The organism is Novosphingobium sp. GW835-FHT14H07 (assembly GCF_058793515.1).
This window is the reverse complement of sequence record NZ_JBXAFX010000008.1, coordinates 37821-58188: the sequence shown is the minus strand read 5'-3', so window position 1 is coordinate 58188 and position 20368 is coordinate 37821. Positions and strand designations below refer to the sequence as shown.

21 protein-coding genes are annotated in these 20368 nt (G+C 62.7%); 8 read left to right on the top strand and 13 right to left on the bottom strand.

Going from position 1 to position 20368, the window contains the following annotated elements; all coding sequences use genetic code 11:
- Positions 1–150 precede the first annotated feature (150 nt).
- From AC1Q5P_RS09435 to AC1Q5P_RS09420, 4 genes are all read left to right on the top strand, one after another.
- On the top strand, positions 151–1392 hold the full coding sequence (locus tag AC1Q5P_RS09435) for a hypothetical protein (protein ID WP_492518788.1): 1242 nt from the start codon (positions 151–153) through the stop codon (positions 1390–1392).
- Between the two features lie 3 nt (positions 1393–1395).
- Positions 1396–1884 (top strand): flavodoxin family protein, encoded by a 489-nt coding sequence (locus AC1Q5P_RS09430; protein WP_492518787.1) that lies wholly within the window; start codon positions 1396–1398, stop codon positions 1882–1884.
- Between the two features lie 256 nt (positions 1885–2140).
- Entirely contained in the window at positions 2141–2728 is a 588-nt protein-coding gene (locus AC1Q5P_RS09425; protein ID WP_492518786.1) for a hypothetical protein, read from the top strand.
- The gene (locus tag AC1Q5P_RS09420; RefSeq protein WP_330217034.1) at positions 2719–3261 is read left to right on the top strand and encodes an AHH domain-containing protein; all 543 of its coding nucleotides are present in this window, start codon (positions 2719–2721) and stop codon (positions 3259–3261) included. Before AC1Q5P_RS09425 ends, AC1Q5P_RS09420 begins: the two co-directional genes overlap by 10 nt.
- Positions 3262–3268: 7 nt before the next feature.
- On the opposite strand, the gene AC1Q5P_RS09415 is transcribed toward AC1Q5P_RS09420, so the two are convergent.
- The 3 genes from AC1Q5P_RS09415 to leuA form a co-directional block, all read right to left on the bottom strand.
- Positions 3269–4249, bottom strand: a complete 981-nt coding sequence (locus AC1Q5P_RS09415) for an NAD(P)H-dependent flavin oxidoreductase (RefSeq protein ID WP_492518785.1) — start codon at positions 4247–4249, stop codon at positions 3269–3271.
- A 68-nt stretch (positions 4250–4317) separates the two neighbouring features.
- Positions 4318–5364 (bottom strand): amidohydrolase family protein, encoded by a 1047-nt coding sequence (locus tag AC1Q5P_RS09410; RefSeq protein ID WP_492518784.1) that lies wholly within the window; start codon positions 5362–5364, stop codon positions 4318–4320.
- Between the two features lie 125 nt (positions 5365–5489).
- A complete protein-coding gene (gene leuA / locus AC1Q5P_RS09405; protein ID WP_039331306.1) occupies positions 5490–7160 on the bottom strand; it encodes a 2-isopropylmalate synthase in 1671 nt (556 codons plus the stop codon).
- A gap of 208 nt (positions 7161–7368) precedes the next feature.
- On the opposite strand from leuA, the gene AC1Q5P_RS09400 reads away from it, so the two are divergent.
- Positions 7369–8502 (top strand): epoxide hydrolase family protein, encoded by a 1134-nt coding sequence (locus tag AC1Q5P_RS09400; protein ID WP_492518783.1) that lies wholly within the window; start codon positions 7369–7371, stop codon positions 8500–8502.
- A 4-nt stretch (positions 8503–8506) separates the two neighbouring features.
- Here AC1Q5P_RS09400 and AC1Q5P_RS09395 read toward each other — a convergent pair whose 3' ends face one another.
- The 6 genes from AC1Q5P_RS09395 to miaA form a co-directional block, all read right to left on the bottom strand.
- A complete protein-coding gene (locus AC1Q5P_RS09395) occupies positions 8507–9166 on the bottom strand; it encodes a YceI family protein (RefSeq protein ID WP_039331496.1) in 660 nt (219 codons plus the stop codon).
- Between the two features lie 97 nt (positions 9167–9263).
- Positions 9264–9611: an I78 family peptidase inhibitor gene (locus AC1Q5P_RS09390; protein ID WP_492518782.1), complete on the bottom strand. Its 348-nt coding sequence runs from the start codon at positions 9609–9611 to the stop codon at positions 9264–9266.
- A 127-nt stretch (positions 9612–9738) separates the two neighbouring features.
- A complete protein-coding gene (gene ilvC, locus AC1Q5P_RS09385) occupies positions 9739–10758 on the bottom strand; it encodes a ketol-acid reductoisomerase (RefSeq protein WP_039331297.1) in 1020 nt (339 codons plus the stop codon).
- A 47-nt stretch (positions 10759–10805) separates the two neighbouring features.
- Positions 10806–11321: an acetolactate synthase small subunit gene (ilvN, locus tag AC1Q5P_RS09380; protein ID WP_039331295.1), complete on the bottom strand. Its 516-nt coding sequence runs from the start codon at positions 11319–11321 to the stop codon at positions 10806–10808.
- Positions 11322–11338: 17 nt separating this feature from the next.
- Complete coding sequence (ilvB, locus tag AC1Q5P_RS09375) at positions 11339–13087, bottom strand: biosynthetic-type acetolactate synthase large subunit (RefSeq protein ID WP_492518781.1); 1749 nt, start codon at positions 13085–13087, stop codon at positions 11339–11341.
- A 198-nt stretch (positions 13088–13285) separates the two neighbouring features.
- Entirely contained in the window at positions 13286–14260 is a 975-nt protein-coding gene (gene miaA, locus AC1Q5P_RS09370; protein ID WP_492518780.1) for a tRNA (adenosine(37)-N6)-dimethylallyltransferase MiaA, read from the bottom strand.
- Here miaA and serB point away from each other — a divergent pair.
- Entirely contained in the window at positions 14253–15137 is an 885-nt protein-coding gene (gene serB / locus AC1Q5P_RS09365) for a phosphoserine phosphatase SerB (protein ID WP_427465076.1), read from the top strand. The two genes, miaA and serB, sit on opposite strands and share 8 nt — an antisense overlap.
- Here serB and AC1Q5P_RS09360 read toward each other — a convergent pair whose 3' ends face one another.
- Positions 15138–15722, bottom strand: a complete 585-nt coding sequence (locus AC1Q5P_RS09360; RefSeq protein WP_492518779.1) for a hypothetical protein — start codon at positions 15720–15722, stop codon at positions 15138–15140.
- Between the two features lie 147 nt (positions 15723–15869).
- Between AC1Q5P_RS09360 and AC1Q5P_RS09355 the strand changes: the two genes are divergently transcribed.
- Positions 15870–16679 (top strand): Coq4 family protein, encoded by an 810-nt coding sequence (locus AC1Q5P_RS09355; protein ID WP_492518841.1) that lies wholly within the window; start codon positions 15870–15872, stop codon positions 16677–16679.
- A 3-nt stretch (positions 16680–16682) separates the two neighbouring features.
- On the opposite strand, the gene AC1Q5P_RS09350 is transcribed toward AC1Q5P_RS09355, so the two are convergent.
- Genes AC1Q5P_RS09350 through AC1Q5P_RS09340 form a run of 3 tightly spaced genes read right to left on the bottom strand, consistent with a single transcriptional unit; the run spans position 16683 to position 20023 of the window.
- Positions 16683–17429 (bottom strand): DUF72 domain-containing protein, encoded by a 747-nt coding sequence (locus AC1Q5P_RS09350; RefSeq protein ID WP_062342157.1) that lies wholly within the window; start codon positions 17427–17429, stop codon positions 16683–16685.
- A complete protein-coding gene (gene purL, locus AC1Q5P_RS09345; protein WP_492518778.1) occupies positions 17426–19585 on the bottom strand; it encodes a phosphoribosylformylglycinamidine synthase subunit PurL in 2160 nt (719 codons plus the stop codon). The genes AC1Q5P_RS09350 and purL overlap by 4 nt, the downstream gene beginning before the upstream one ends.
- A gap of 42 nt (positions 19586–19627) precedes the next feature.
- Positions 19628–20023: a DUF2177 family protein gene (locus AC1Q5P_RS09340; protein ID WP_492476447.1), complete on the bottom strand. Its 396-nt coding sequence runs from the start codon at positions 20021–20023 to the stop codon at positions 19628–19630.
- 71 nt (positions 20024–20094) lie between these two features.
- On the opposite strand from AC1Q5P_RS09340, the gene AC1Q5P_RS09335 reads away from it, so the two are divergent.
- On the top strand, positions 20095–20358 hold the full coding sequence (locus tag AC1Q5P_RS09335) for an exodeoxyribonuclease VII small subunit (protein WP_039331283.1): 264 nt from the start codon (positions 20095–20097) through the stop codon (positions 20356–20358).
- The last annotated feature ends 10 nt before the right edge of the window (positions 20359–20368 follow it).

The following is a 20368-nucleotide window of genomic DNA, read 5'->3' as shown; positions in this document are numbered from 1 at the left end:
CATGCTCTTGCGCTATACCATGGGGCTCCCTGCGGAAAGGGGAAGGGAGTGTGCGGTGGCGCACCGGCCAGCAAGAGCCCCCGACGCATAAGGTCGCATCGAATCCGTCGCGGCGGTTGTCTGCCGCAAGTCCTTGAGGAGGATGCAGGAATGCGTGTGATGACCGGTTACGTGATTGCAAGCGGACTGACGCTTGGCGGTATTGCTGCTGGAGTCGTGGCGCAACAGGCGACCGCTCCCGTTGCCAGATACGAGATGCGTGCCGAGACGATGTCGGGGTTTGGCGGCATGGGCGCTGGCAGTGGCGGTGCTGGCGCGGCCCTGGCGATGGCCATGGGAGGGACGCCAAAGGCCCAGCACATGCTGTGGCTCGATCTCGGAACGTCCCGTGCGGCAGCGGACGGCAAGCCGAAAGCCGAACACTTCATGCCGGCTGGCGCCAAGCTCGGGAAATCGGTGCTGCTCAAGACACCTGTCAGCAAGCCCGCCGAACCGGGAACGACGGAGTTCCAGCGACCCAAGGGCCGAATGCTGATCTTCTGGGGCTGCGGCGAACACGCGCCGAAGGGTCAGCCGGTAGTCATCGATTTCAGCAAGCTTGCCGCGGGGCAGATCCCCCCGGGCCTATGGACCACGGCCGTCCCGATCGACCGCTGGGTCTCGCCTTCGTCGGCGAGGACCTACGGCACATGGCCAAGCGATGACGGCAAGTCCGCCAAGCCGGATTCATCCCTCATCGGCGCTCACCGTGTCCTTTCGAACTACTCGCCGGAACTGGCGTTCAACCTGGCCAAGGACTTCATGGCCCCACTCAACACCTCGAATAGCGCAATGGGCACTGGCGCCACCTTGCTGCGTTGGGGTGCAGTTCCCGACGCCACAGGCTACTATGCGATGATCATCGGCGGGAAGCAGGCGCCCAAGGGTCAGGACATGGTGGACATCGTATGGTGGTCGTCGAGCGCCACGCGTCAATTCGGCGGAGGATTGTCGGATTGGCTGGCACCGTCGACGGTTGCGAAACTGGTGGCCGAAAAGACGGTCATGTCTCCGCAGACAACAACGTGCACTGTCCCTGCAGAAGTCAAGGCGGCGGCGCCTGACTACATGTTCGGAACGCTCCATGCTTATGGGCCGGAAGAATCCTTCGCCTATCCTCCTCGTCCGGCAGATCCGAAGGCCAAATGGGTGCCGGAATGGACGGCGCGTATCCGCCATCGGTCCAGCACAGGCTTCCTTGTCGGAGTAGAAGGCTTTGGAGGGGCCGCCGCGAGCCAGCAGGATGCGCCCAAGCCGCAATGCAAGCCGAAGAAAAAAGGGCTGGGCGGCTTGCTGGGAGGCGCGATCGGCGGCGCCATCGGTGTGCCCGGCACTGGCGGGGATGGCTGCTAAGCGATGACAGGTGGCCTCGCGATCATCTGGCACAGCCGCACCGGCACTGCACGGGCAATGGCCGAGGCTGCCGCCAGCGGGGCCGAAACCGAAGGTGCCTGCCGACTGATCGAGGCTGCGTCCGCCGTACCCGAGGACCTGCTCGGTGCGGCGGGCTATCTGTTCTGTTGCCCCGAGAACCTGGGTTCGATGACCGGGGAGATGAAGGCATTCTTCGATCGGTGCTATTACCCTTTGCTCGGCAGGATCGAGGGCCGGGCCTATGCGGCCATGATTGCAGCCGGCACGGACGGAAGCGGCGCGGAACGTCAGCTTGATCGTATTGTGACCGGGTGGCGGCTCAGGCGGGCGGCAGAATCTCTGATCGTTAAAACAGGCGCACAGACGCCCGAAGAGATCCTTGGCCCTAAGCGCGTGCCTGAGGCACTATTGCACGATTGCCGCAATCTTGGACGGGCTTTGGCGGCGGGTCTCGCATTGGGAGTTTTCTAAAGCTTTCGAGCTTATGGACCAAAACCAAGCTTTCCCGGATGCACCGTGACTCGACGCATCCGGAGGACTGTGCAAATTGGGGCCGTGGCTGAAAGGTGGGCAAGTGGACGCGAGTGACCGGTCTGCAGTTTGCGCACCCATTGCAGCCCTTCTTTACAGGGCCGAAATGCTGCCAGCCCTCGCCGATATTCTGGCTGGCCCGGAGCGTGGCTTCGGATATTCGACATCCCACGTGCCCGATGCCTCGGAAGGCTGGGTGGAACTGCTCGCCAGCGGACTGACCTTCGATCTGCACGGCTTGAAGGACGGGCCACCTGCAGCGGCACCACCCATCGCTACTGCCCTTGGTCTTGCCCAACCGGATCTTGGCGAGCTGCGATGGCTGACGCTTGCACCTGGGCCACACCTCGCAGGTGCCGGCGGCCTCTTGCCGGTCATCCGAGTCGCGGCGATGCTTCTGACTGAGCTTGCGCAATTGAGCCAGGCGGAAGGGATTTCGTGGATTCCCGCCCATCTGGTTCTAAAACCGGGATTATTCAGGCAAGCCGTGTTGCCATGGCTGGAGGGCGGACCTTTCCCGGCTCCAGCCTTTGTCGCAATGCATCGCCTGGACGATGGCTCGATGGCGTCTCGCGGGCTTAATCTGTTGATGGGGCAGGAATTTATCCTGAAAGCAGGCAATTCTGCAGATCCGTCGCTGCTGGCTCGCACCGCTGTTCGGCTGGTTGATTGGCTGGTCGCCCATGGCCCCGTTTTGCAGCCGACACGGGCAATTCTTGCCGGAACGGGGGCAGTCAGTCTTGAGGCGGAGTCCGGCAGTCCTATCCTTGCCCGGTGCGACTGAAACGGAACCAATTTCAACCTGAAAGGGCCTCTCTGCCGTTCGGCAGCGTGAATATCCCTGGCCAGGCAGGATATTGCCCGGACCAGCAGCGCCATCACCTCGTTCCCCGTCAGGTTCTGAGTCTTCCGGCCTTCCGGAGAATGATCGATACGCTTGGCCATGAACGAATCGGGATTCACGACTTCCGCCGCAACGGCCAATTGTTGCCCGGGTCCGAACACGCGGCGCTGCGCGCAGGGTTGCCACTCCATCGCGGCCCGCACCGTGCCTATAACGAGCTGGTAATCGAGCGAATCGGTCAGATCGAAGCGGATTGGTCTCTTGCACGACGCAAGGGTTCGGCAACGGCCGATTTCACCGCCCTGATGCGCTTTGACTTGCTGCAGCGCGCGTTGCGCAGGCGCTTCCTCGATCCACGCAATTGGTCGCGCATGCCATTGAACACGCGCGACCCGTCGCTCGATTTCAGCCATCTCGACGACATGGCCCAGCTGTTCTGGACAGATACGGCCGTCGTGGCGCGAGCGAACTAGACCTGAATCAACGCAGGAACGCGGCAGAATTCTCCGTCAGTCTTGCTGCTGCCTCGCGATATTCCCGGTCGAGCCGGTCCACGCGGCTTGCGACCGGTTCGACAGCGGTGACGGCACCGATGCCCTGGCCGGAACCCCAGATATCCTTCCAGGCCTTGGCGTCGGTATTGCCGCCCGATCCGAAATTCATCTTGCTCGGGTCACTCTCGGGTAGGTTATCGGGATCGAGCCCTGCGTTGACGATCGAGGAGCGCAGATAGTTGCCGTGAACGCCGGTGAAGAGGTTCGAGTAGACAATATCGTCGGCCCGGCTGTCCACGATGGCCTGCTTGTAGGCCGCATTGGCATTGGCTTCCACGGTCGCGATCCAGGCAGAGCCGATATAGGCAAAGTCAGCACCAAGCGCCTGTGCGGCAAGCACCGAACGCCCATGGGCAATCGCGCCCGAAAGTGCGACGAGTCCATCGAACCATTCGCGGATTTCCTGCATCAGTGCAAAAGGCGATTGCGCCCCCGCATGGCCACCAGCGCCTGCGGCAACCGGGATGAGGCCATCGGCACCTTTCTCGATTGCCTTGCGGGCGAAGCGATCATTGATGACGTCGTGCAGGACAATGCCGCCCCAGCCATGGGCAGCGTTGTAGACATCCTCGCGCGCGCCCAGCGAGGTGATGAGCATCGGCACCTGCCACTTTGCACAGAGCGCCATGTCTTCGTCGAGGCGGTTGTTGGTCTTGTGGACAATCTGGTTCACGGCAAACGGGGCAGCCGGGCGGTCAGGGTTGGCGCGGTTATGGGCGGCCAGTTCTTCGGTAATCTGATGCAGCCATTCGTCGAGCTGGCTGATCGGACGCGCGTTGAGCGACGGGAACGATCCGACAATACCTGCCTTGCACTGGGCGATGACCAGTTCCGGGCAGGAGATGATGAACAGGGGCGACGCGATAACCGGCAGACGCAGGTTTGCGAACAGCGGGGGCAGGGGCATTCAGCGCGTGTCCTTCACAAGGTTCTTAATCGAGCAGTTAAAGTGCTAGGTGATGACACGTCGCCTGTCTAGGGGAGCATGTCCTCAATGCCGTAGAAGCGGGCGGCAGTGCCGGCAAAAAGCGCGCGTTTGTCACTCTCGGACGCGCCATGGGCCAGTCGCTTCAAGGCATTCCACAGCACGGTGTAGCTGGCGCCCCACTTGTCGACGGGGTAATTGCTTTCGAACATCGCGCGCTCCGGCCCGAAGGCTTCGATGCAGGTTTCGATATAGGGGCGCCACATGGCTGCCAGTGTCTCCGAGGACAGCCCCGCCATCGGGCCTTGCTCGGGAAGTCCGCAGAACGACATGGCAAGACCGCCAAGCTTGATCGTGACATTAGGGCATTCGGCAATCTGCCGGATCATGCTCCGCCAGCCATCGAAGCGCTCGTGCAGCCTGCCGTGATAGCTTGCGGTGCCGAGCGGGGTGCCGCAGTGATCGAGGCAGATCGGCTGGTCCGGAAACGCGCGGGCAAGGCTGAGCACATCACCCAGTTGCGGCTCCAGCAGCCAGGCATCGAATGTGAGGCCAAGCTCGCCGAGGTGGCGGAAGCCTTCACGGAACCTCTCCGATAGATAAAGCTCAGGCAGCGCATGGAACGGCGGCCCGAGTACGTCAGGATTGGCATCCCAGGCGCCCTGGTGGCGAATGCCGCGAAATCGCCCGTTACCTGCCTGCGCGAGCGCTTCGAGGACAGGACGTGCTGCATCGCCCAATTGCAAGTCGGCATGGCCGATGATCGCGGCACAAGGGCGGAAGTTTCCGTAAAGGCCGCTCGCACCTTGTGCGGCGATGCCGTTCACAAACTCGACTTCGCCCACCGGCTTCATCGCGGGTTCCGCATTGGCGCGGTAGAAGGCGCCGCATTCCATGTAGACCGTGGCTACCACGTTATGGCCACCACGCGCATCGGCCAGCAGCTGGTCGAACGTGTAATAGGCCGAGTGCGTCAGCGTCTCGATGAAAGGATGGCGGGGCTGCGGGAAAGCCGCGATCAGCGGGCGCAAGTCCCACAGATGGTGATGCGGATCAATGATCGGCAGGTCGGGTTCGAGAATCGCTTCGTCGGCCATAAAGTCCTGTCCCGTTGCGCGCCTCTTGCGGGCACGGGCAGACTATGGCGCAAGGATCTGCGCGGGCAAGCGGGTATTTAAGCGATCGGTTGAACGGGCGGCCGCGGAGGCCGCCCATTTAGCGCTCATGCAGCAGCGTTTGCTGCGCTGAGAACCGCGCGAACCGAAGCGGTCGCCACGTCCTCATCGATACCGACGCCCCAGATCGTGCGGCCATCGGCGGTCTTGCATTCGACGTAGGCTGCGGCGCGGGCATTGCTGCCGGCACCCATCGCATGCTCGGAATAGTCGGTGATGTCGATCTCGACTCCGAAGCCGTCCTTGAGCGTGGCGACGACCGAGGAGATCAGGCCGTTGCCGCGTCCGGATACCGACTGGACCTTGCCATCGACTTCGATCTTGCCGGCGAAGATGCGTGTGCCATCAGGGCCCCGCGCCTCCTCATAGTCGACCAGCTGGAAGTGCTGCGGCGCATCGAGTCGATAGGCCTTGCGGAACACGCCCCAGATGTCTGCCGCCTGCAGTTCGCGGCCCAGTTCGTCGGCCAGCTCCTGGACATGGCGCGAGAAGTGCGCCTGCATTTTCTTGGGCAGCTTGAGGCCTTGGTCCTGTTCGAGCACCCAGGCAAAGCCGCCCTTGCCGGACTGCGAATTCACGCGGATCACCGCTTCATAGCTGCGGCCGAGATCCGCCGGATCGATTGGCAGGTAGGGGATTGCCCAAAGCTCGTCGTTGCGCTGCTCCTGCGCTGCGAAGCCCTTCTTGATCGCGTCCTGGTGGCTGCCGGAAAACGCGGTGAAGACCAATTCGCCGCCATAGGGATGGCGGGGATGGACAGGCAGCTGGTTGCAGTATTCGACCGTCTGGATCACCTCGTCGATGTCCGAGAAGTCCAGTTCAGGGTCGATCCCCTGCGTGTACATGTTGAGGCCGACGGTGACGAGGCAGCAGTTGCCGGTGCGCTCGCCATTGCCGAAAAGACACCCCTCGACGCGATCGGCCCCAGCCATGAGACCGAGCTCGGCCGCAGCGACACCAGTGCCCCGATCGTTGTGGGTGTGCAGACTGATCACTGCACGATCGCGGTTCGGCAGGTTGCGGCAAAAGTACTCGATCTGATCGGCGTAGATGTTGGGCGTCGCCGCCTCGACCGTCGCCGGCAGGTTCAGGATGATCGGCTTGTCCGTCGTCGGCTGGAGAATCTCCATCACGGCCTCGCAGCACTCGATGCTGAAATCGAGTTCGGCGGTGGAGAAAGTCTCCGGGCTGTACTCGAAGTGCCAGTCGGTCTGCGGGAAACGAGCGGCCTGATCACGCAAGTGCTTGGCCCCGGCAATGGCGATCTCGCGCACGTCCTTTTGGTCCATGCCGAACACCACGTTCCGCCACAGCGGCGAAACCGCGTTGTAGACGTGGACGATCGCCTGCTTGGCTCCGGCCAGGCTTTCGAACGAGGTCTTGATCAGGTCTTCGCGCGACTGGGTGAGGACCTGCACGAAGACGTCATCGGGGATGCGGCCGGAATCGACCAGGCCCCGGATGAAATCATACTCGGTGGCCCCGGCCGACGGGAAGCCGACTTCGATTTCCTTCAGCCCAACCTTGAGCAGAAGGTCAAAGAACCGGCTCTTCTTTTCCGCGTCCATGGGATCGATCAGCGACTGGTTGCCGTCGCGCATGTCGGTTGAAAGCCAACGCGGCGCCTTGGTGATCGTACGGCCGGGCCATTGGCGGTTGGGCAGGTCGATCTGCGGGAACGGACGGTACTTGGCCGAAGGGTTCTTGAGCATGGTCATGAGAGTGCACTCGAATTTTCTGGATTTTGGCGGTTGAGCTTCTGATCCCCTGGGCGCCGTGCGCGCCGGGAGTCCCCGCGCGTCAGCTCACGCCCAAGGGCGGATAAGTCGCAGGGTAAGGTCCAGTCGAGCGGTCATGCCACAAGCCTATGGTGAATCGCAGGCCACTTGTCCAGAATGAATGCAAGCAGACCGGGAGAGAAGAGCCATGAATATTGCGCCGTTCACCGTCGAGATACCGCAAGCCGCGATCGAAGACCTGAACCGGCGCATCGACATGACGCGGTGGCCGGAGAGGGAAACGGTTGACGATTGGTCGCAAGGCGTGCCGCTCGCCGCACTGCAGGATTTTGTCGCCTACTGGCGTCATGAATATGATTGGTACGCTTGCCAGCAGAAGCTCAACGACTGGGGCATGTTCGAAACCGAGATCGATGGCGTAATCATCCGGTTCCTGCACGTACGCTCGCCCCACGCAGGCGCGCGGCCTTTGCTCCTGACCCACGGCTGGCCTGGCTCGATCCTCGAGTTTCGCCGTTGCATCGCCCCGTTGTCCCAGCCGGAGGAGCATGGCGGCGCGGCGCGGGATGCCTTTCATCTCGTGATCCCGTGCCTGCCAGGCTACGGGTTCTCTGGCAAACCCACGGTCAAGGGCTGGAGCGTTCAGAAAATCGCGCAAAGCTGGGGCGAATTGATGCGGCGGCTCGGCTATGACAGGTGGCTGGCGCAAGGTGGCGATTGGGGCTCGGCAGTGACGACTGCGCTCGGCGCGCTGAAGGTCGAAGGATGCGCCGGCATCCATCTCAACATGCCGATCGCAAGACCGCTGCCCGAGGATATGGCCGCGCCCGGCCCCGACGAGATGAAGGCGCTCGAGCGTTTGCAACATTATCAGGAGTGGGATTCAGGCTACTCCAAGCAGCAATCCACCCGCCCTCAGACAGTCGGCTACGGATTGGTGGATTCGCCTGTGGGCCTCGCGGGCTGGATTTACGAGAAGATGTGGGCCTGGACCGACAATGCTGGGCGTGCCGAGGATGCTCTGAGCCGCGACGACATTCTCGATAATCTCATGTTGTACTGGTTGACTGCTACGGGCGCATCGTCGGCCCGTCTATATTGGGAGAGTTTCGGCAGTTTCAGCCCTGTGCAGATCGACATCCCTGTTGCCGTCAGCGCGTTCCCCAAGGAGATCATCCCGGCCCCGCGCAAGTGGTTCGAGAGGACATGCTCTAAGCTGGTTTATTGGGGCGAACAGGAGAAGGGTGGGCACTTCGCCGCGTGGGAGCAGCCCGAAGCTTTCGTGAAAGAGCTTCGGGCCGCGTTTTCGCTGATGCCTTGAACGCTTACTTCTTTTCGAAGGCGACAGTGATGTCGAGCTTCACTTCGTCGGATACGAAGGGAACGCCGTACTTCACGTTGAAGTCCGAACGCTTGAGCGTGGCCTTCCCGTGGAAGCCGAGCGTGGCAGCCTTGTTGAAGGGGTTGGTGCCGGCACCGGCAAAGGTCGCGTCAATGGTCACCGGCTTGGTCACGCCATTCAGGGTAAGGTCGCCAGTGATCTTCGCGCTCATGCCATCGGCGCCTGGCGCCACGCTGGTCGAAACGAACGTCGCGTCGGCCGGAGCCGCACCGAAAAAGTCGGCGGGCTTGCCGTCAGCTGCCGGCTTGAGGAGGTGGGCAGTGAGTCCGCTGCTGGCCGTCATGACCTTGCTGACCGGAATCTTGACCGAAACCTTGGCAGCGGCGGGATTGGCCGGGTCGATGTCGAGCGTTCCCGAAACGTCTCCGAACAGGCCGAAGTAATCGTTGAAGCCGAAATGGTTCACGCGCCACCCGACCAGTGAGTGGCCGGTATCGGCAGTGTAGGAGCCCGCCACGACACGCGCCTTGTCGGCCTTGCCAGGGGCCTCCGGCATCTGCGCTACCATCGGCGCGGCCGCAGCGGCGAGAGCGAGGGGAAGGGCGAGCAAAAGGGGGCGTGGCATACGCGAGAGCTTCGGCATCGGGATCTCCTTGGGGAGGATAAGGAGCGCCTTGGTTGCCAAAGTGCTGTGATCGACGCAAGTAAAAGTCCCGGCGTCGTAGCGTAAGCCCGCGCGGCTATCCGCAGCGCGCCGCCATCAGGCGTCCGGCATCATCAACGATCAGGTTGAGGCGATTTTCGCGGCGATCCTGCGTGATAATTGCTCCCGGCCGGATCACGCGGATGCGGTCGTGTCCGATGGTCTTGATCAGGGCTGCCTGTGACTGGGGCGAAAACATCGCGCCAACCAGCTTTTGCGCAGAACGCTGGCCGCAAGTGTCGACCAATCCGGCCTCGGTCCTGACAACGGGGGGTATCGGCCGCTGCGCCATATCCTTGGCCGCGGCAAGAACTGGCGCGGCATCAAGGCAAAACGCGGCGGCACAAAGCGTCAGCCGGGGTACAAGGCGGAATCGTGTGATCATTTTCTCCAGATCGGAGTGATATAGATCACATTTCTGTCGTCCACTGCATTCGTCGATGCCTGTCGTTCGCTAAAAGAAAGGGCGACCGAAGCCGCCCTTTCCAAAAGTTCCGAATTGATTGGGAAGATCAGTTCTTCGACTGATCGACCAGCTTGTTCGCTCCGATCCACGGCATCATCGCACGCAGCTTTGCACCGGTTTCCTCGATCTGGTGGCGCTTGGCGAGACCGCGGGCGGCCTTCAGCTCGGGCTGGCCGGCGCGGTTGTCGAGCACGAAGTCCTTCACGAAGCGGCCCGACTGAATGTCGGCGAGAACCCGCTTCATTTCCTTCTTGGTCTCTTCAGTGATGATGCGCGGACCGGTCTTGATGTCGCCGTATTCGGCGGTGTTCGAGATCGAGTAGCGCATGTTCGCGATGCCGCCTTCATAAAGCAGGTCGACGATCAGCTTCAGTTCGTGGAGGCATTCGAAGTAGGCCATTTCCGGTGCATAGCCGGCTTCGACCAGTGTTTCGAAACCGGCCTGGATCAGCGCGGTGGTGCCACCGCACAGGACGGCCTGCTCGCCGAAGAGGTCGGTCTCGCATTCTTCGCGGAAGTTGGTTTCGATGATGCCGCTGCGGCCACCGCCGACGCCCGAGGCATAGGCGAGTGCAACGTCATGGGCGTTGCCGGTCACGTTCTGATGCACCGCGATCAGGCAGGGCACGCCGCCGCCACGCTGGTATTCGCTGCGCACGGTGTGGCCAGGGCCCTTCGGCGCAATCATGATCACATCGATGTCGGCGCGCGCTTCGATCAGGCCGAAGTGGATGTTGAGGCCGTGCGCAAATGCCAGTGCCGCACCAGGCTTCATGTTGGCATGAAGGTCATCGGCATAGATCGCGGCCTGATGCTCGTCCGGTGCCAGGATCATCAGAATGTCGGCCCATGCAGCAGCATCGGCATTTGCCAGAACCTTGAAGCCGGCAGCTTCGGCTTTCTTGGCGCTGGCCGAACCCGGGCGCAGCGCGATCGCCACGTCCTTGACGCCCGAGTCGCGCAGGTTCTGCGCGTGGGCATGGCCCTGCGAGCCATAGCCGAGGATCGCGATCTTCTTGTCGGTGATGAGGTTCAGATCGCAGTCTGCGTCGTAATAGACCTTCATGTCGTTCCCAATCTTTGATGAATTCGTGAAAGGATAAGCGGTGAAATTCAGGCGGCGGTGGCGCCGCGGATCATGCCGACGATGCCGGTGCGTCCAACTTCGACGAGGCCGAGTTCCTTCATCAGGCTGACGAAGCTGTCGATCTTGTCGGGCGCCCCGGTGAGTTCGAAAATGAAGCTCGAGGTCGTGGTATCGACCACCTTGGCGCGGAATACGTCAGCCAGGCGCAGCGCCTCGACGCGGTTCTCGCCCTTGCCGGACACCTTGACCAGCGCCAGTTCACGCTCGACGAAGGGGCCCACTTCGGTGAGGTCGGTGACCTTGTGCACCGGTACCAGTCGTTCAAGCTGCGCGCGGATCTGGTCGATGACCGGCGGGGGGCCGTGCGTCACGATGGTGATGCGGCTGACGTCGTGGCCATCGGTGATGTCGGCCACGGTCAGGCTGTCGATATTGTAGCCGCGCGCGGTGAACAGGCCGGCGATCTTGGCGAGAATGCCCGCTTCGTTGTCGACCGTGATGGTGAGGACGTGGCGCTCCTGCGCCTCCTGAGCGATGTGCATCATTGTTTCGGTGTCCCTCAGACCAGCGCCTTGGCTTCGTCGTCCATCGTGCCGGCGACTTCGTCCCCGTAGAGGATCATGTCGGTATGTGCAGCCCCCGACGGGATCATCGGGAAGCAATTGGCCTCCTTGGCGACGAGGCAATCGACAAAGACCGGACCGTCATGGTCGATCATCGCCTGGATGCCCGCGTCCAGCTCGCTTTCGTCGGTGATGCGGATGCCCTTCCAGCCATAGGCTTCGGCAAGGCGAACGAAGTCGGGCAGGCTGTCCGAATAGGAGTTGGAGTAACGGCTCTCGTAGGTCAGCTCCTGCCACTGGCGGACCATGCCCATCCATTCATTGTTGAGCACGAAGACCTTGACCGGAAGACGATACTGCGTGGCCGTGCCCAGCTCCTGAATGTTCATCTGGATCGAGGCGTCGCCGGCGATATCGATGACCAGCGTCTCGGGGAAGCCAGCCTGCGCGCCGATGGCGGCGGGAAGGCCGTAGCCCATCGTGCCGAGACCGCCCGAGGTCAGCCACTTGTTGGGCTTCATGAAGTGGAAATATTGCGCCGCCCACATCTGGTGCTGGCCGACTTCGGTCGAGATGATCGGCTCGAGATGCTTGGTCAGCTCGTACAGACGTTCGACCGCATACTGCGGCATGATCGCCTTGGACTTGCGCGGGTAGGCAAGGCTCTTCCTGCCACGCCAGCCATCGATGCGCGCATACCATCCCGTGAGGTCCTGCGCCTTGTAGCCACGCTCCAGCCACGCTTCGATCAGCTGCCCGAGAACCTTGCCGCAATCGCCGATCACCGGCAGGTCCACGGCGACGGTTTTGTTGATCGACGCGCGGTCAATATCGATGTGGATCTTCTTCGAATTGGGCGCGAAGGCATCGAGGCGGCCCGTGACACGGTCATCGAAGCGGGCGCCGACGCAGACGATAAGGTCCGCCTGGTTCATCGTCAGGTTGGCTTCGTAGGTGCCGTGCATGCCGAGCATGCCGAGCCATGCCGGATGCTCGGCCGGAAATGCGCCCAGACCCATCAGGGTCGAAGTGACGGGCGCTCCGGTCAGCGCTTGCAGCTCGCGCAGCAGGCGCGCGGCTTCGGGACCGGAATTGATCATGCCGCCACCGGTGTAGAACACCGGTGCCTTGGCCTGGGCGATCATTTCGATCGCCTCGGCGATCTCGCTGGCGCCGCCTTCGGTCTGGGGCGAATAGCGGTTGCGCTGCTGCGGCGCCGCGCTGCTCCACGTCGCCGTCGCGATCTGCACATCCTTGGGAATGTCGATCACGACCGGGCCGGGACGACCCTCGGTGGCAATGCGGAACGCCTCGTCGATGGTCGCGGCAAGCTGCGACGGGTCCTTCACCAGATAGTTGTGCTTGGTGCAGTGGCGCGTGATGCCGACCGTATCGGCTTCCTGGAATGCGTCGGACCCGATCAGGCCGGTGGGGACCTGCCCGGTGATCACGACCATCGGGATCGAATCCATGAAGGCGTCGGCAATGCCGGTGACAGCATTGGTCGCGCCAGGACCGGAGGTGACGAGCACGACACCGGGCTTGCCGGTAGCGCGCGCATAGCCTTCGGCGGCGTGGGCCGCGCCGGCTTCATGGCGGACGAGGATGTGGCGGATGCGTTCATCGCCGAACAGCGCATCGTAGATCGGCAGTACCGCGCCGCCGGGATAGCCGAACACGAATTCGACGCCCTTGGCGACAAGGCTTTCGACCAGGATCTCGGCGCCGCTGCGCTCGCTTGTCACGTTACTTCATCCTTCTTCGCGTGACCGGGCCGATAGACCCGATGCTTCGCTGAAAAAACAAAAAACCATCAAAAATTTCGGCCCGGCTGCAGCTTGGCTGCGCCGGGCCGTCTCTCCCTCTCGGGTGCTTGATCGGCATGCAAGATGGATCAGGCAATTGACGGCCTGCTACTTGACATAAAAGGTGGTGTCAAGCGGCTAACCGCGCAATAAACTTGCTGCATAGTCGAAGTCAATGGAATTTTCGTACGTCAAGCGTGGCCAACTGCCGGGATTCTGGTTCTTCAGCCAGGTATACTGCCGCTTGGCGTAGTTCCTCGTCGCCTGCTGCCCTGCGGAAACTGCCTGATCTTGAGACATTTCACCGCGCAGGAATGCGGCGATCTCCGGCACGCCGATTGCTCGCATGACCGGACACGATTCGGGCAGGCCCCGGGCCAGCAGCGCTTCGACCTCGTTGAGTGCACCGCCCTGCCACATCAGTTCAAAGCGCAGATCGCAGCGGCGATAAAGCCACTGCCGCTCGGGCAGGAGAATGATCGGCGCGAGGTCCACCCCGTTGCCGATCCCGCCGACACGCTGCTGCTGCCAATGTGCGAGGGAATACCCGGTCGAACGCACCACCTCAAGCGCGCGGGTCACGCGTTGCACATCGGCAGGACCAAGCAGTGCAGCGCGCGCCGGGTCTTCCTCGCGCAATGCGGCATATGCGACCTCAACCGGCAGAGTTCGCACCTCCGCACGAACAGCAGGGTCTATGTCCGGTACCGGTGCAATGCCGTGGAGCAGGGTGTTTATGTACATGCCCGTCCCGCCGACGAGGATCGGCATCGCACCGCGTTCGTGGGCTGAAGCGATCTCAACCTTGGCGGCTGTTGCCCAGTCTGCCGCCGAGCAGGGCTGCGCACCATCCCACGCGCCGAACAGGACATGCGGCACGCCCTGCATTTCCTCCTCCGACGGCCTTGCACTCAACACGCGCAGATCTGCATAGACCTGCGCGCTGTCGGCATTGATAACCACCGCCTCCCGGCCTTGCTCTCGCAGCCTGAGGGCGAGCTTCACAGCGAGATCGCTCTTGCCGCTTGCCGTCGGCCCTGCGATTAGCGCCACGCGCGGCCGGTCAGCCGCGTCGTGCACTGTGCTTTCAGAAAAGGATTCCCCGTTGATCATCGCGCGCCTGATAGCAGACCCTGAGACGCTTGGTGACAATCTCTCGCTTGCGATGGAAATGATCGAGGCGCGCGATTGGGAAGTGGCAGGCGCCGGGATGCTCGACTTCTGTGAGGACGTGCTCGAACTCGAAGTCGTCGAAGGCAATCCTGCAGGCATCCGCAAGATCCTGGACCAGTGCTTCCCCGATAGCGACCTGCTGCTCTCCAACGGCCTGATCGAAGTGCCAAGCCTGTTCGTGTCCGACATGGATTCGACCATGATCGAGCAGGAATGCATCGACGAACTGGCGGATTTCGCCGGACTCAAGGACCGCATTGCGGCAATAACAGAACGCGCGATGCAGGGAGAGCTCGATTTCGAATCCGCCCTGCGCGAACGCGTCGGCTTGCTCAAGGACCTGCCTGAGACCGCAATCGCGCAGTGCCTCGAGGAGCGCATTCGCCCGATGCCAGGTGCTCGGACGCTCGTTTCGACGCTCAAGGCTCGTGGCTGCCATACCGTACTGGTCACGGGCGGCTTTCATTCCTTCGCCGATCCGGTGGCGGAACTGCTCGGGTTCGATCGCGTGGTCGGCAACCGCCTCGGCCTGCACGAAGGCATGCTGACTGGCGGGCTCGTTGGTGGAATCGTGGATAGTTCGGTGAAGAAGAAGGTCCTGCTCGAAGAGTCCGAGCGCCTTGGCAGCGAAGTGTTCAGCCTTGCGACCGGCGATGGCGCCAATGACATTCCGATGATCGAAGCTGCAAGCTACGGCATCGCCTATCGCGCCAAGCCCAAGGCCCGCTCTGCCGCCGACGGCTGGGTCGACCGCGGTGATCTGACCTCGATCCTGTCGCTCTTCGGCATTGCCCGTCAGGACTGGGTCTTCGACTGATCAGGCAAAGGCGGGCGTGCTGCGTCGTCTGTACGCCAGCACGCGAACCAGCAGCGCCATCAGGGCGAGCGTCGTCATCGTCAGGCCGATGGCGCGCGTCTCCGGCATTGGAATGCGCTTGGCGTAAGCCAGCGTGAAGATCAGCCAGATCACGTGGATGCCCGTTGTGTGCAGGCGTTTCCAGTTCCGGCCGAGTGCGCGCATTGCAGCGCTGCTTGAGGTCAACGCCATGGCGAGAATGAACAGGTAGGCCAAGCTTCCCGGGACAAGCGATGCCAACGTGCGCGGTTCCGGATCGAGGCTGACTGCGACGACCAGCGCCACGAGGTGGACGGAGTGGCTTGCCGCAAAGCCAAGGCCCCACCACCTGCGATCACGAACCAGCGCACGGCTCCACGGGGCGGGGGAAAGGCGAAAGAGCGAGGAGGCGAGGTAGGTCAGGAGGAAAATCGGAAAGCCCACTCGTGCAGTCCAACGTGCGGCGAGGTGCCAACTCTCATGTTGCGTCGTGCCGGCGGCCAGACCCGCAGCCAAGGCCAGCAACGAAAGCGCCAGTCCAAGCGCCATTGGCCACTTCCGTGCCATGTTCCGTTCTCCCGCTACGTTTTTTGCTAGTCTGCACTGCACCGTCGGCGCTGGCAAGCAGTGCTCCGGGCACGGCGATTGACGATCTATTTACAGTGCTGTTAGTATTCCGGCGGCAAGAAAACCGGGAGAATCGACGTGAACGCCATGACCGGCGCGTTGAGTGCTGACCTGCCAATCTACGATGAGCGTCGTCCGGAGATGCGGATGCAGCCGCTCAAGGCATGGCACCATTTTCAGAACCTCCTGAAAGACAAGGAAGATACCGAGGAGGTGTTCCACATTTTCGAGGCGCTGCCGTGGCGGAACCTGCGGGGGCGGGCCGAGGCTTTTCTGCGTAGCGAGCGCGGTCAGGCCCTTCGTTTGACCGAGCCCTATCTCCCAGCGATTCTCGATGATCACGCCGCGCTCCGGCAGACGCCTGAGGGTTCTCTGGCCCACGCTTATTGCGACTTCATGGAGAGCGAGGGCCTGACCGCGCAGGGATTGGTCGACGAGTTCGATCGCTTCGCCGCCAAGCGAGAACGCTTCGAGGACCAGTTCCTGTGGTACCTCAACCGCATGCGCGACGTGCACGACATGCTTCACGTGCTGACCGGTTACGGGCGCGATGCACTTGGCGAAGCCTGCGTCCTTGCGTTCACCTACAGCCAGCAACCGAGCCCGGCACATCTGTTCATCGGCTACATGGCCGGCATGAACATCAATCGCCAGACCAAGCGCAGCGCGCCGGTCCTACGCGCAGTCCGCGAAGGCCAGCGACTTGGCAAGGCATGCCCGCGGCTGTGCGAACAATCAATCAAGGAACTGCTGCCGCTGCCCATCGAAGAGGTGCGTGCCCGCCTTAACATCACTCCTGCCAGGCACTACAAGGAAGCGCACGGCATCTGGCGCGGCATGGGAATCGATCCCTATGACCTGCTCGGAAAAAATGCGGCTAAGAAGCTCGCCGCCTGACGGTCAGAGGGCTGCGATCAAAGCCCGCGCTGCGGCCGGGTTGCGCTGCTTCGCGCCCGCGATGAACAGGATGTAGGCGTCCCTGCCGTTCCGTGCCCAGTCGCGGCCGCGCTTCGCCCACTTGCCGATCGCCGCGGGTTCGTAGCCGGTCTCGCAAGCTTCATTCGACTGCTGCAGCCGCGCGTACGAGAAATTCGCCGTCTGCTCGTCGATCTGCGGAAACTCGGCGTCGTCGGAGAATGCAACGGCAAAATTGCGATCGCGGCAGAGGTCAAGGAAAGCTGGATCGCAGAACGATACGTCGCGTACCTCGAGCACGTGTTGCAGCGCCACGCCGTCCTGGCGATCCGGGATCAGGTCAAGAAAGCGCGCAAAGTCCTCGCGTTCAAACCGCTTCCCTTCGCGGAACTGCCACAGGATCGGGCCCAGCCGGTCGCCGAGTGCAGTGAACCCTTGATCAAGGAACTTGCCGACGATCTCCTTGCTGTCCGCCAGCACCTTGCGCCGCATGGTATATTGCAGCGCCTTCAGGCTAAAACGGAAGCCTTCCGGAGTGGCCGCTGCCCAGCGCGCAAAGCTCTCGGGCTTTTGCCGCCGGTAGTAGGTCGCGTTTATCTCGATGCAGCTCAGCCTTGACGCGGCGTATTCAAGTTCTCGCCGGTGCGGGAGGCCCACCGGATAGAAAGCTCCCCCGCGCCAAGGTTCGTAGGTCCACCCGCCGATACCGACGCGGATGGACCCGTGCGTCACGCTTCCATCCAGTCCCGGAAAAAGGCTTCGTTGGCCTCGCGCAGCCTTGCCAGTTCGACGCCCGCTACCTGCGTTCCGCCGACCGTGCCAAGCCTGGTTGCACCTTGGAGAACTTCGCCAGCCTTGGTCGTGACGACATAACGTGACTGATCCTCGCCGAATGCCGAAGCCGTGGTCAGCGCCACGTCGAGCGAGCAGCCCTTGTCACCGGCCAGCGCCATTTCGGTCAGCGCTACGAGCAGGCCGCCGTCCGAGATGTCGTGGACAGCGGTGAGCTTGCCGGCCGCGATCCATTCGCGCACCTGTTCGCCGTTCTTGCGCTCGACAGCAAGGTCTACCGCAGGCGCATCGCCATCTTCGCGGCCATGCACTTCACGCAGGTAAAGCGACTGGCCGAGATGCGAGCCTTCATTGCCCACCAGCCAGATAACGTCGCCTTCGTTCTTGAACGCGACGGTGGTCATCACGTCGTGATCAAGCATCAGGCCGACGCCACCGATGGCAGGCGTGGGCAGAATGGCCGAACCACCGCCGGTGGCCTTCGATTCGTTGTAGAGCGAGACGTTGCCCGAGACGATCGGGTAATCCAGCGCGCGGCAAGCATCGCCCATGCCGTTCAGCGCCTGGACGATCTGCGCCATGATTTCGGGCCGCTGCGGATTGGCGAAGTTGAGGCAGTTGGTGATTGCCAGCGGACGCGCGCCAACCGCGCAGATGTTGCGCCACGTTTCGGCCACGGCCTGCTTGCCGCCTTCAAAGGGATCGGCATAGCAATAGCGCGGCGTGCAGTCGGTGCTGATCGCCAGCGCCTTCTTCGAGCCGTGGATGCGCACCACGGCAGCATCGCCGCCCGACTTCTGCAACGTGTCGGCACCAACCTGCGAATCGTATTGCTCGAAGATCCAGCGGCGATTGGCGAGATCGGGGCAGCCGATCAGCTTGACCAGATCGGCGCCAAGGTCCGCGCTCTCCGGCACAGAACCGAGCGGCGCCACGTTAGCCCACGCCTTGTAGTCTGCCAGCGATAGGGCAGGGCGGTCATAGAGCGGGGCGTCTTCGGCGAGCGGACCCAGCGGAATGTCGCAGACCGTCTCGCCCTTGAACTTCAGCACCATGTGGCCAGTGTCGGTCACTTCGCCGATCACGGCAAAGTCCAGCTCCCACTTGCGGAAGATCGCCTCGGCCATGGCTTCCTTGCCGGGCTTGAGCACCATGAGCATGCGCTCCTGGCTTTCCGAGAGCATCATTTCGTAAGGCGTCATGCCCTCTTCGCGGCAGGGCACCTTGTCCATGTCGAGAATGATGCCAGCCTTGCCGTTGGTCGCCATTTCGACAGAGGACGACGTCAGGCCCGCCGCGCCCATGTCCTGGATCGCGACGATCGCATCGGTCGCCATGAGTTCGAGGCAGGCTTCGATCAGCAGCTTCTCGGTGAAGGGATCGCCCACCTGTACGGTCGGGCGCTTCTCGTCGGACTTCTCGTCGAAGTCGGCAGACGCCATGGTCGCACCGTGGATGCCGTCACGGCCGGTCTTGGAGCCGACATAGACGATCGGATTGCCGAGGCCCGTGGCCGCCGAATAGAAGATCTTGTCGGTATCGGCCACGCCCACGGTCATCGCGTTGACGAGGATGTTGCCGTCATAGGCCTTGTGGAAGTTGGTCTCGCCACCGACCGTCGGCACGCCAACGCAGTTGCCATAGCCGCCGATGCCCGCGACGACGCCCTGCACAAGGTGCTTCATCTTCGGGTGATCAGGACGGCCAAAGCGCAGCGCGTTCATGTTCGCCACCGGGCGCGCGCCCATGGTGAAGACGTCGCGCAGGATGCCGCCAACCCCAGTTGCCGCGCCCTGATAGGGTTCGATGTAGGAGGGGTGGTTGTGGCTCTCCATCTTGAAGATGGCGGCCTGCCCGTCACCGATGTCGATCACGCCCGCGTTCTCGCCGGGGCCGCAGATCACCCAGGGCGCCGACGTCGGTAGCTTCTTGAGGTGGATGCGGCTCGACTTGTAGGAGCAGTGCTCCGACCACATCACCGAGAAGATCCCGAGCTCGACAAGGTTCGGCTCGCGTCCGAGCGCGTTCAGGACGCGCTGGTACTCTTCCTCGGACAGCCCATGGGCGGCGACGACATCTGGCGTGATTTCGGACATGGCGCGCGCCTTAGCGATGTGGGCGCGTGTAGGCTAGTCCTGTCAGGCGAATTTGAGCGCGATCCATGTTGCTGCCGTAGCGGCCACTGTCGTCGCGAACGTCCCCCAGATCACGTCGATCACGGTCACGTGTACCGGCCAGCGCGCCAGCACGGCCTGGCTGGTCAGATCGTAGGTCATGTAGCACATCGCGCCGAGGATCGCAGCGTTCAGCGCCGTCGCTCCCAGGCCCTGCGACAGGCCTGGCCGGACGGCGAACCACATCATTCCGCCAAGGTAGAGCAGGTAGAACACGATCGCCGGCCCCGCGCGGAATTGCGGCGCCAGCAGATCGCCCAGCGCGGGGCGATAGAGCTTTGACCCGGCCCAGCCCAGCCACACGGCGTCCATTGCGCCAAACACCACGGCGGCAGCGACATAGGCGATCACGTATTGCATGGAGTGCAGGTCCCCGGCTTGTTGCGGATCGAAGCTTGACCGCGCCCCATGGCCCCGTCAATGCTGCCCCAATGGGAACCGCACCTGATATCGCACCAAGCATCGCTGGCCTCAGCTTTGAAGAGGCTCTGAAGGAACTCGAGACAGTCGTGCGGCGGCTGGAAAGCGGCGATGCCCCGCTTGATGAATCGATCGATCTCTATGCCCGCGGCGATGCACTGCGCGCGCACTGCCAGGCGCGGCTCGATGCGGCGCAGGCGCGGATCGAAGCGATCGTGGCCGATCGTGATGGCAAGCCGCAGGGCCTGCGCCCGTTTGACGAAACCCAGGGCTGATCGGAGCTTC

Bases quoted from the DNA above. Each gene is read 5' to 3' on its own strand.
- AC1Q5P_RS09435 (WP_492518788.1), top strand. From the start codon at position 151: ATGCGTGTGATGACCGGTTACGTGATTGCAAGCGGACTGACGCTTGGC.
- AC1Q5P_RS09430 (WP_492518787.1), top strand. From the start codon at position 1,396: ATGACAGGTGGCCTCGCGATCATCTGGCACAGCCGCACCGGCACTGCA.
- AC1Q5P_RS09415 (WP_492518785.1), bottom strand. From the start codon at position 4,249: ATGCCCCTGCCCCCGCTGTTCGCAAACCTGCGTCTGCCGGTTATCGCG.
- AC1Q5P_RS09410 (WP_492518784.1), bottom strand. From the start codon at position 5,364: ATGGCCGACGAAGCGATTCTCGAACCCGACCTGCCGATCATTGATCCG.
- leuA (WP_039331306.1), bottom strand. From the start codon at position 7,160: ATGACCATGCTCAAGAACCCTTCGGCCAAGTACCGTCCGTTCCCGCAG.
- AC1Q5P_RS09400 (WP_492518783.1), top strand. From the start codon at position 7,369: ATGAATATTGCGCCGTTCACCGTCGAGATACCGCAAGCCGCGATCGAA.
- AC1Q5P_RS09395 (WP_039331496.1), bottom strand. From the start codon at position 9,166: ATGCCGAAGCTCTCGCGTATGCCACGCCCCCTTTTGCTCGCCCTTCCC.
- AC1Q5P_RS09390 (WP_492518782.1), bottom strand. From the start codon at position 9,611: ATGATCACACGATTCCGCCTTGTACCCCGGCTGACGCTTTGTGCCGCC.
- ilvC (WP_039331297.1), bottom strand. From the start codon at position 10,758: ATGAAGGTCTATTACGACGCAGACTGCGATCTGAACCTCATCACCGAC.
- ilvN (WP_039331295.1), bottom strand. From the start codon at position 11,321: ATGCACATCGCTCAGGAGGCGCAGGAGCGCCACGTCCTCACCATCACG.
- miaA (WP_492518780.1), bottom strand. From the start codon at position 14,260: ATGATCAACGGGGAATCCTTTTCTGAAAGCACAGTGCACGACGCGGCT.
- AC1Q5P_RS09360 (WP_492518779.1), bottom strand. From the start codon at position 15,722: ATGGCACGGAAGTGGCCAATGGCGCTTGGACTGGCGCTTTCGTTGCTG.
- AC1Q5P_RS09355 (WP_492518841.1), top strand. From the start codon at position 15,870: ATGACCGGCGCGTTGAGTGCTGACCTGCCAATCTACGATGAGCGTCGT.
- purL (WP_492518778.1), bottom strand. From the start codon at position 19,585: ATGTCCGAAATCACGCCAGATGTCGTCGCCGCCCATGGGCTGTCCGAG.
- AC1Q5P_RS09340 (WP_492476447.1), bottom strand. From the start codon at position 20,023: ATGCAATACGTGATCGCCTATGTCGCTGCCGCCGTGGTGTTTGGCGCA.
- AC1Q5P_RS09335 (WP_039331283.1), top strand. From the start codon at position 20,095: ATGGGAACCGCACCTGATATCGCACCAAGCATCGCTGGCCTCAGCTTT.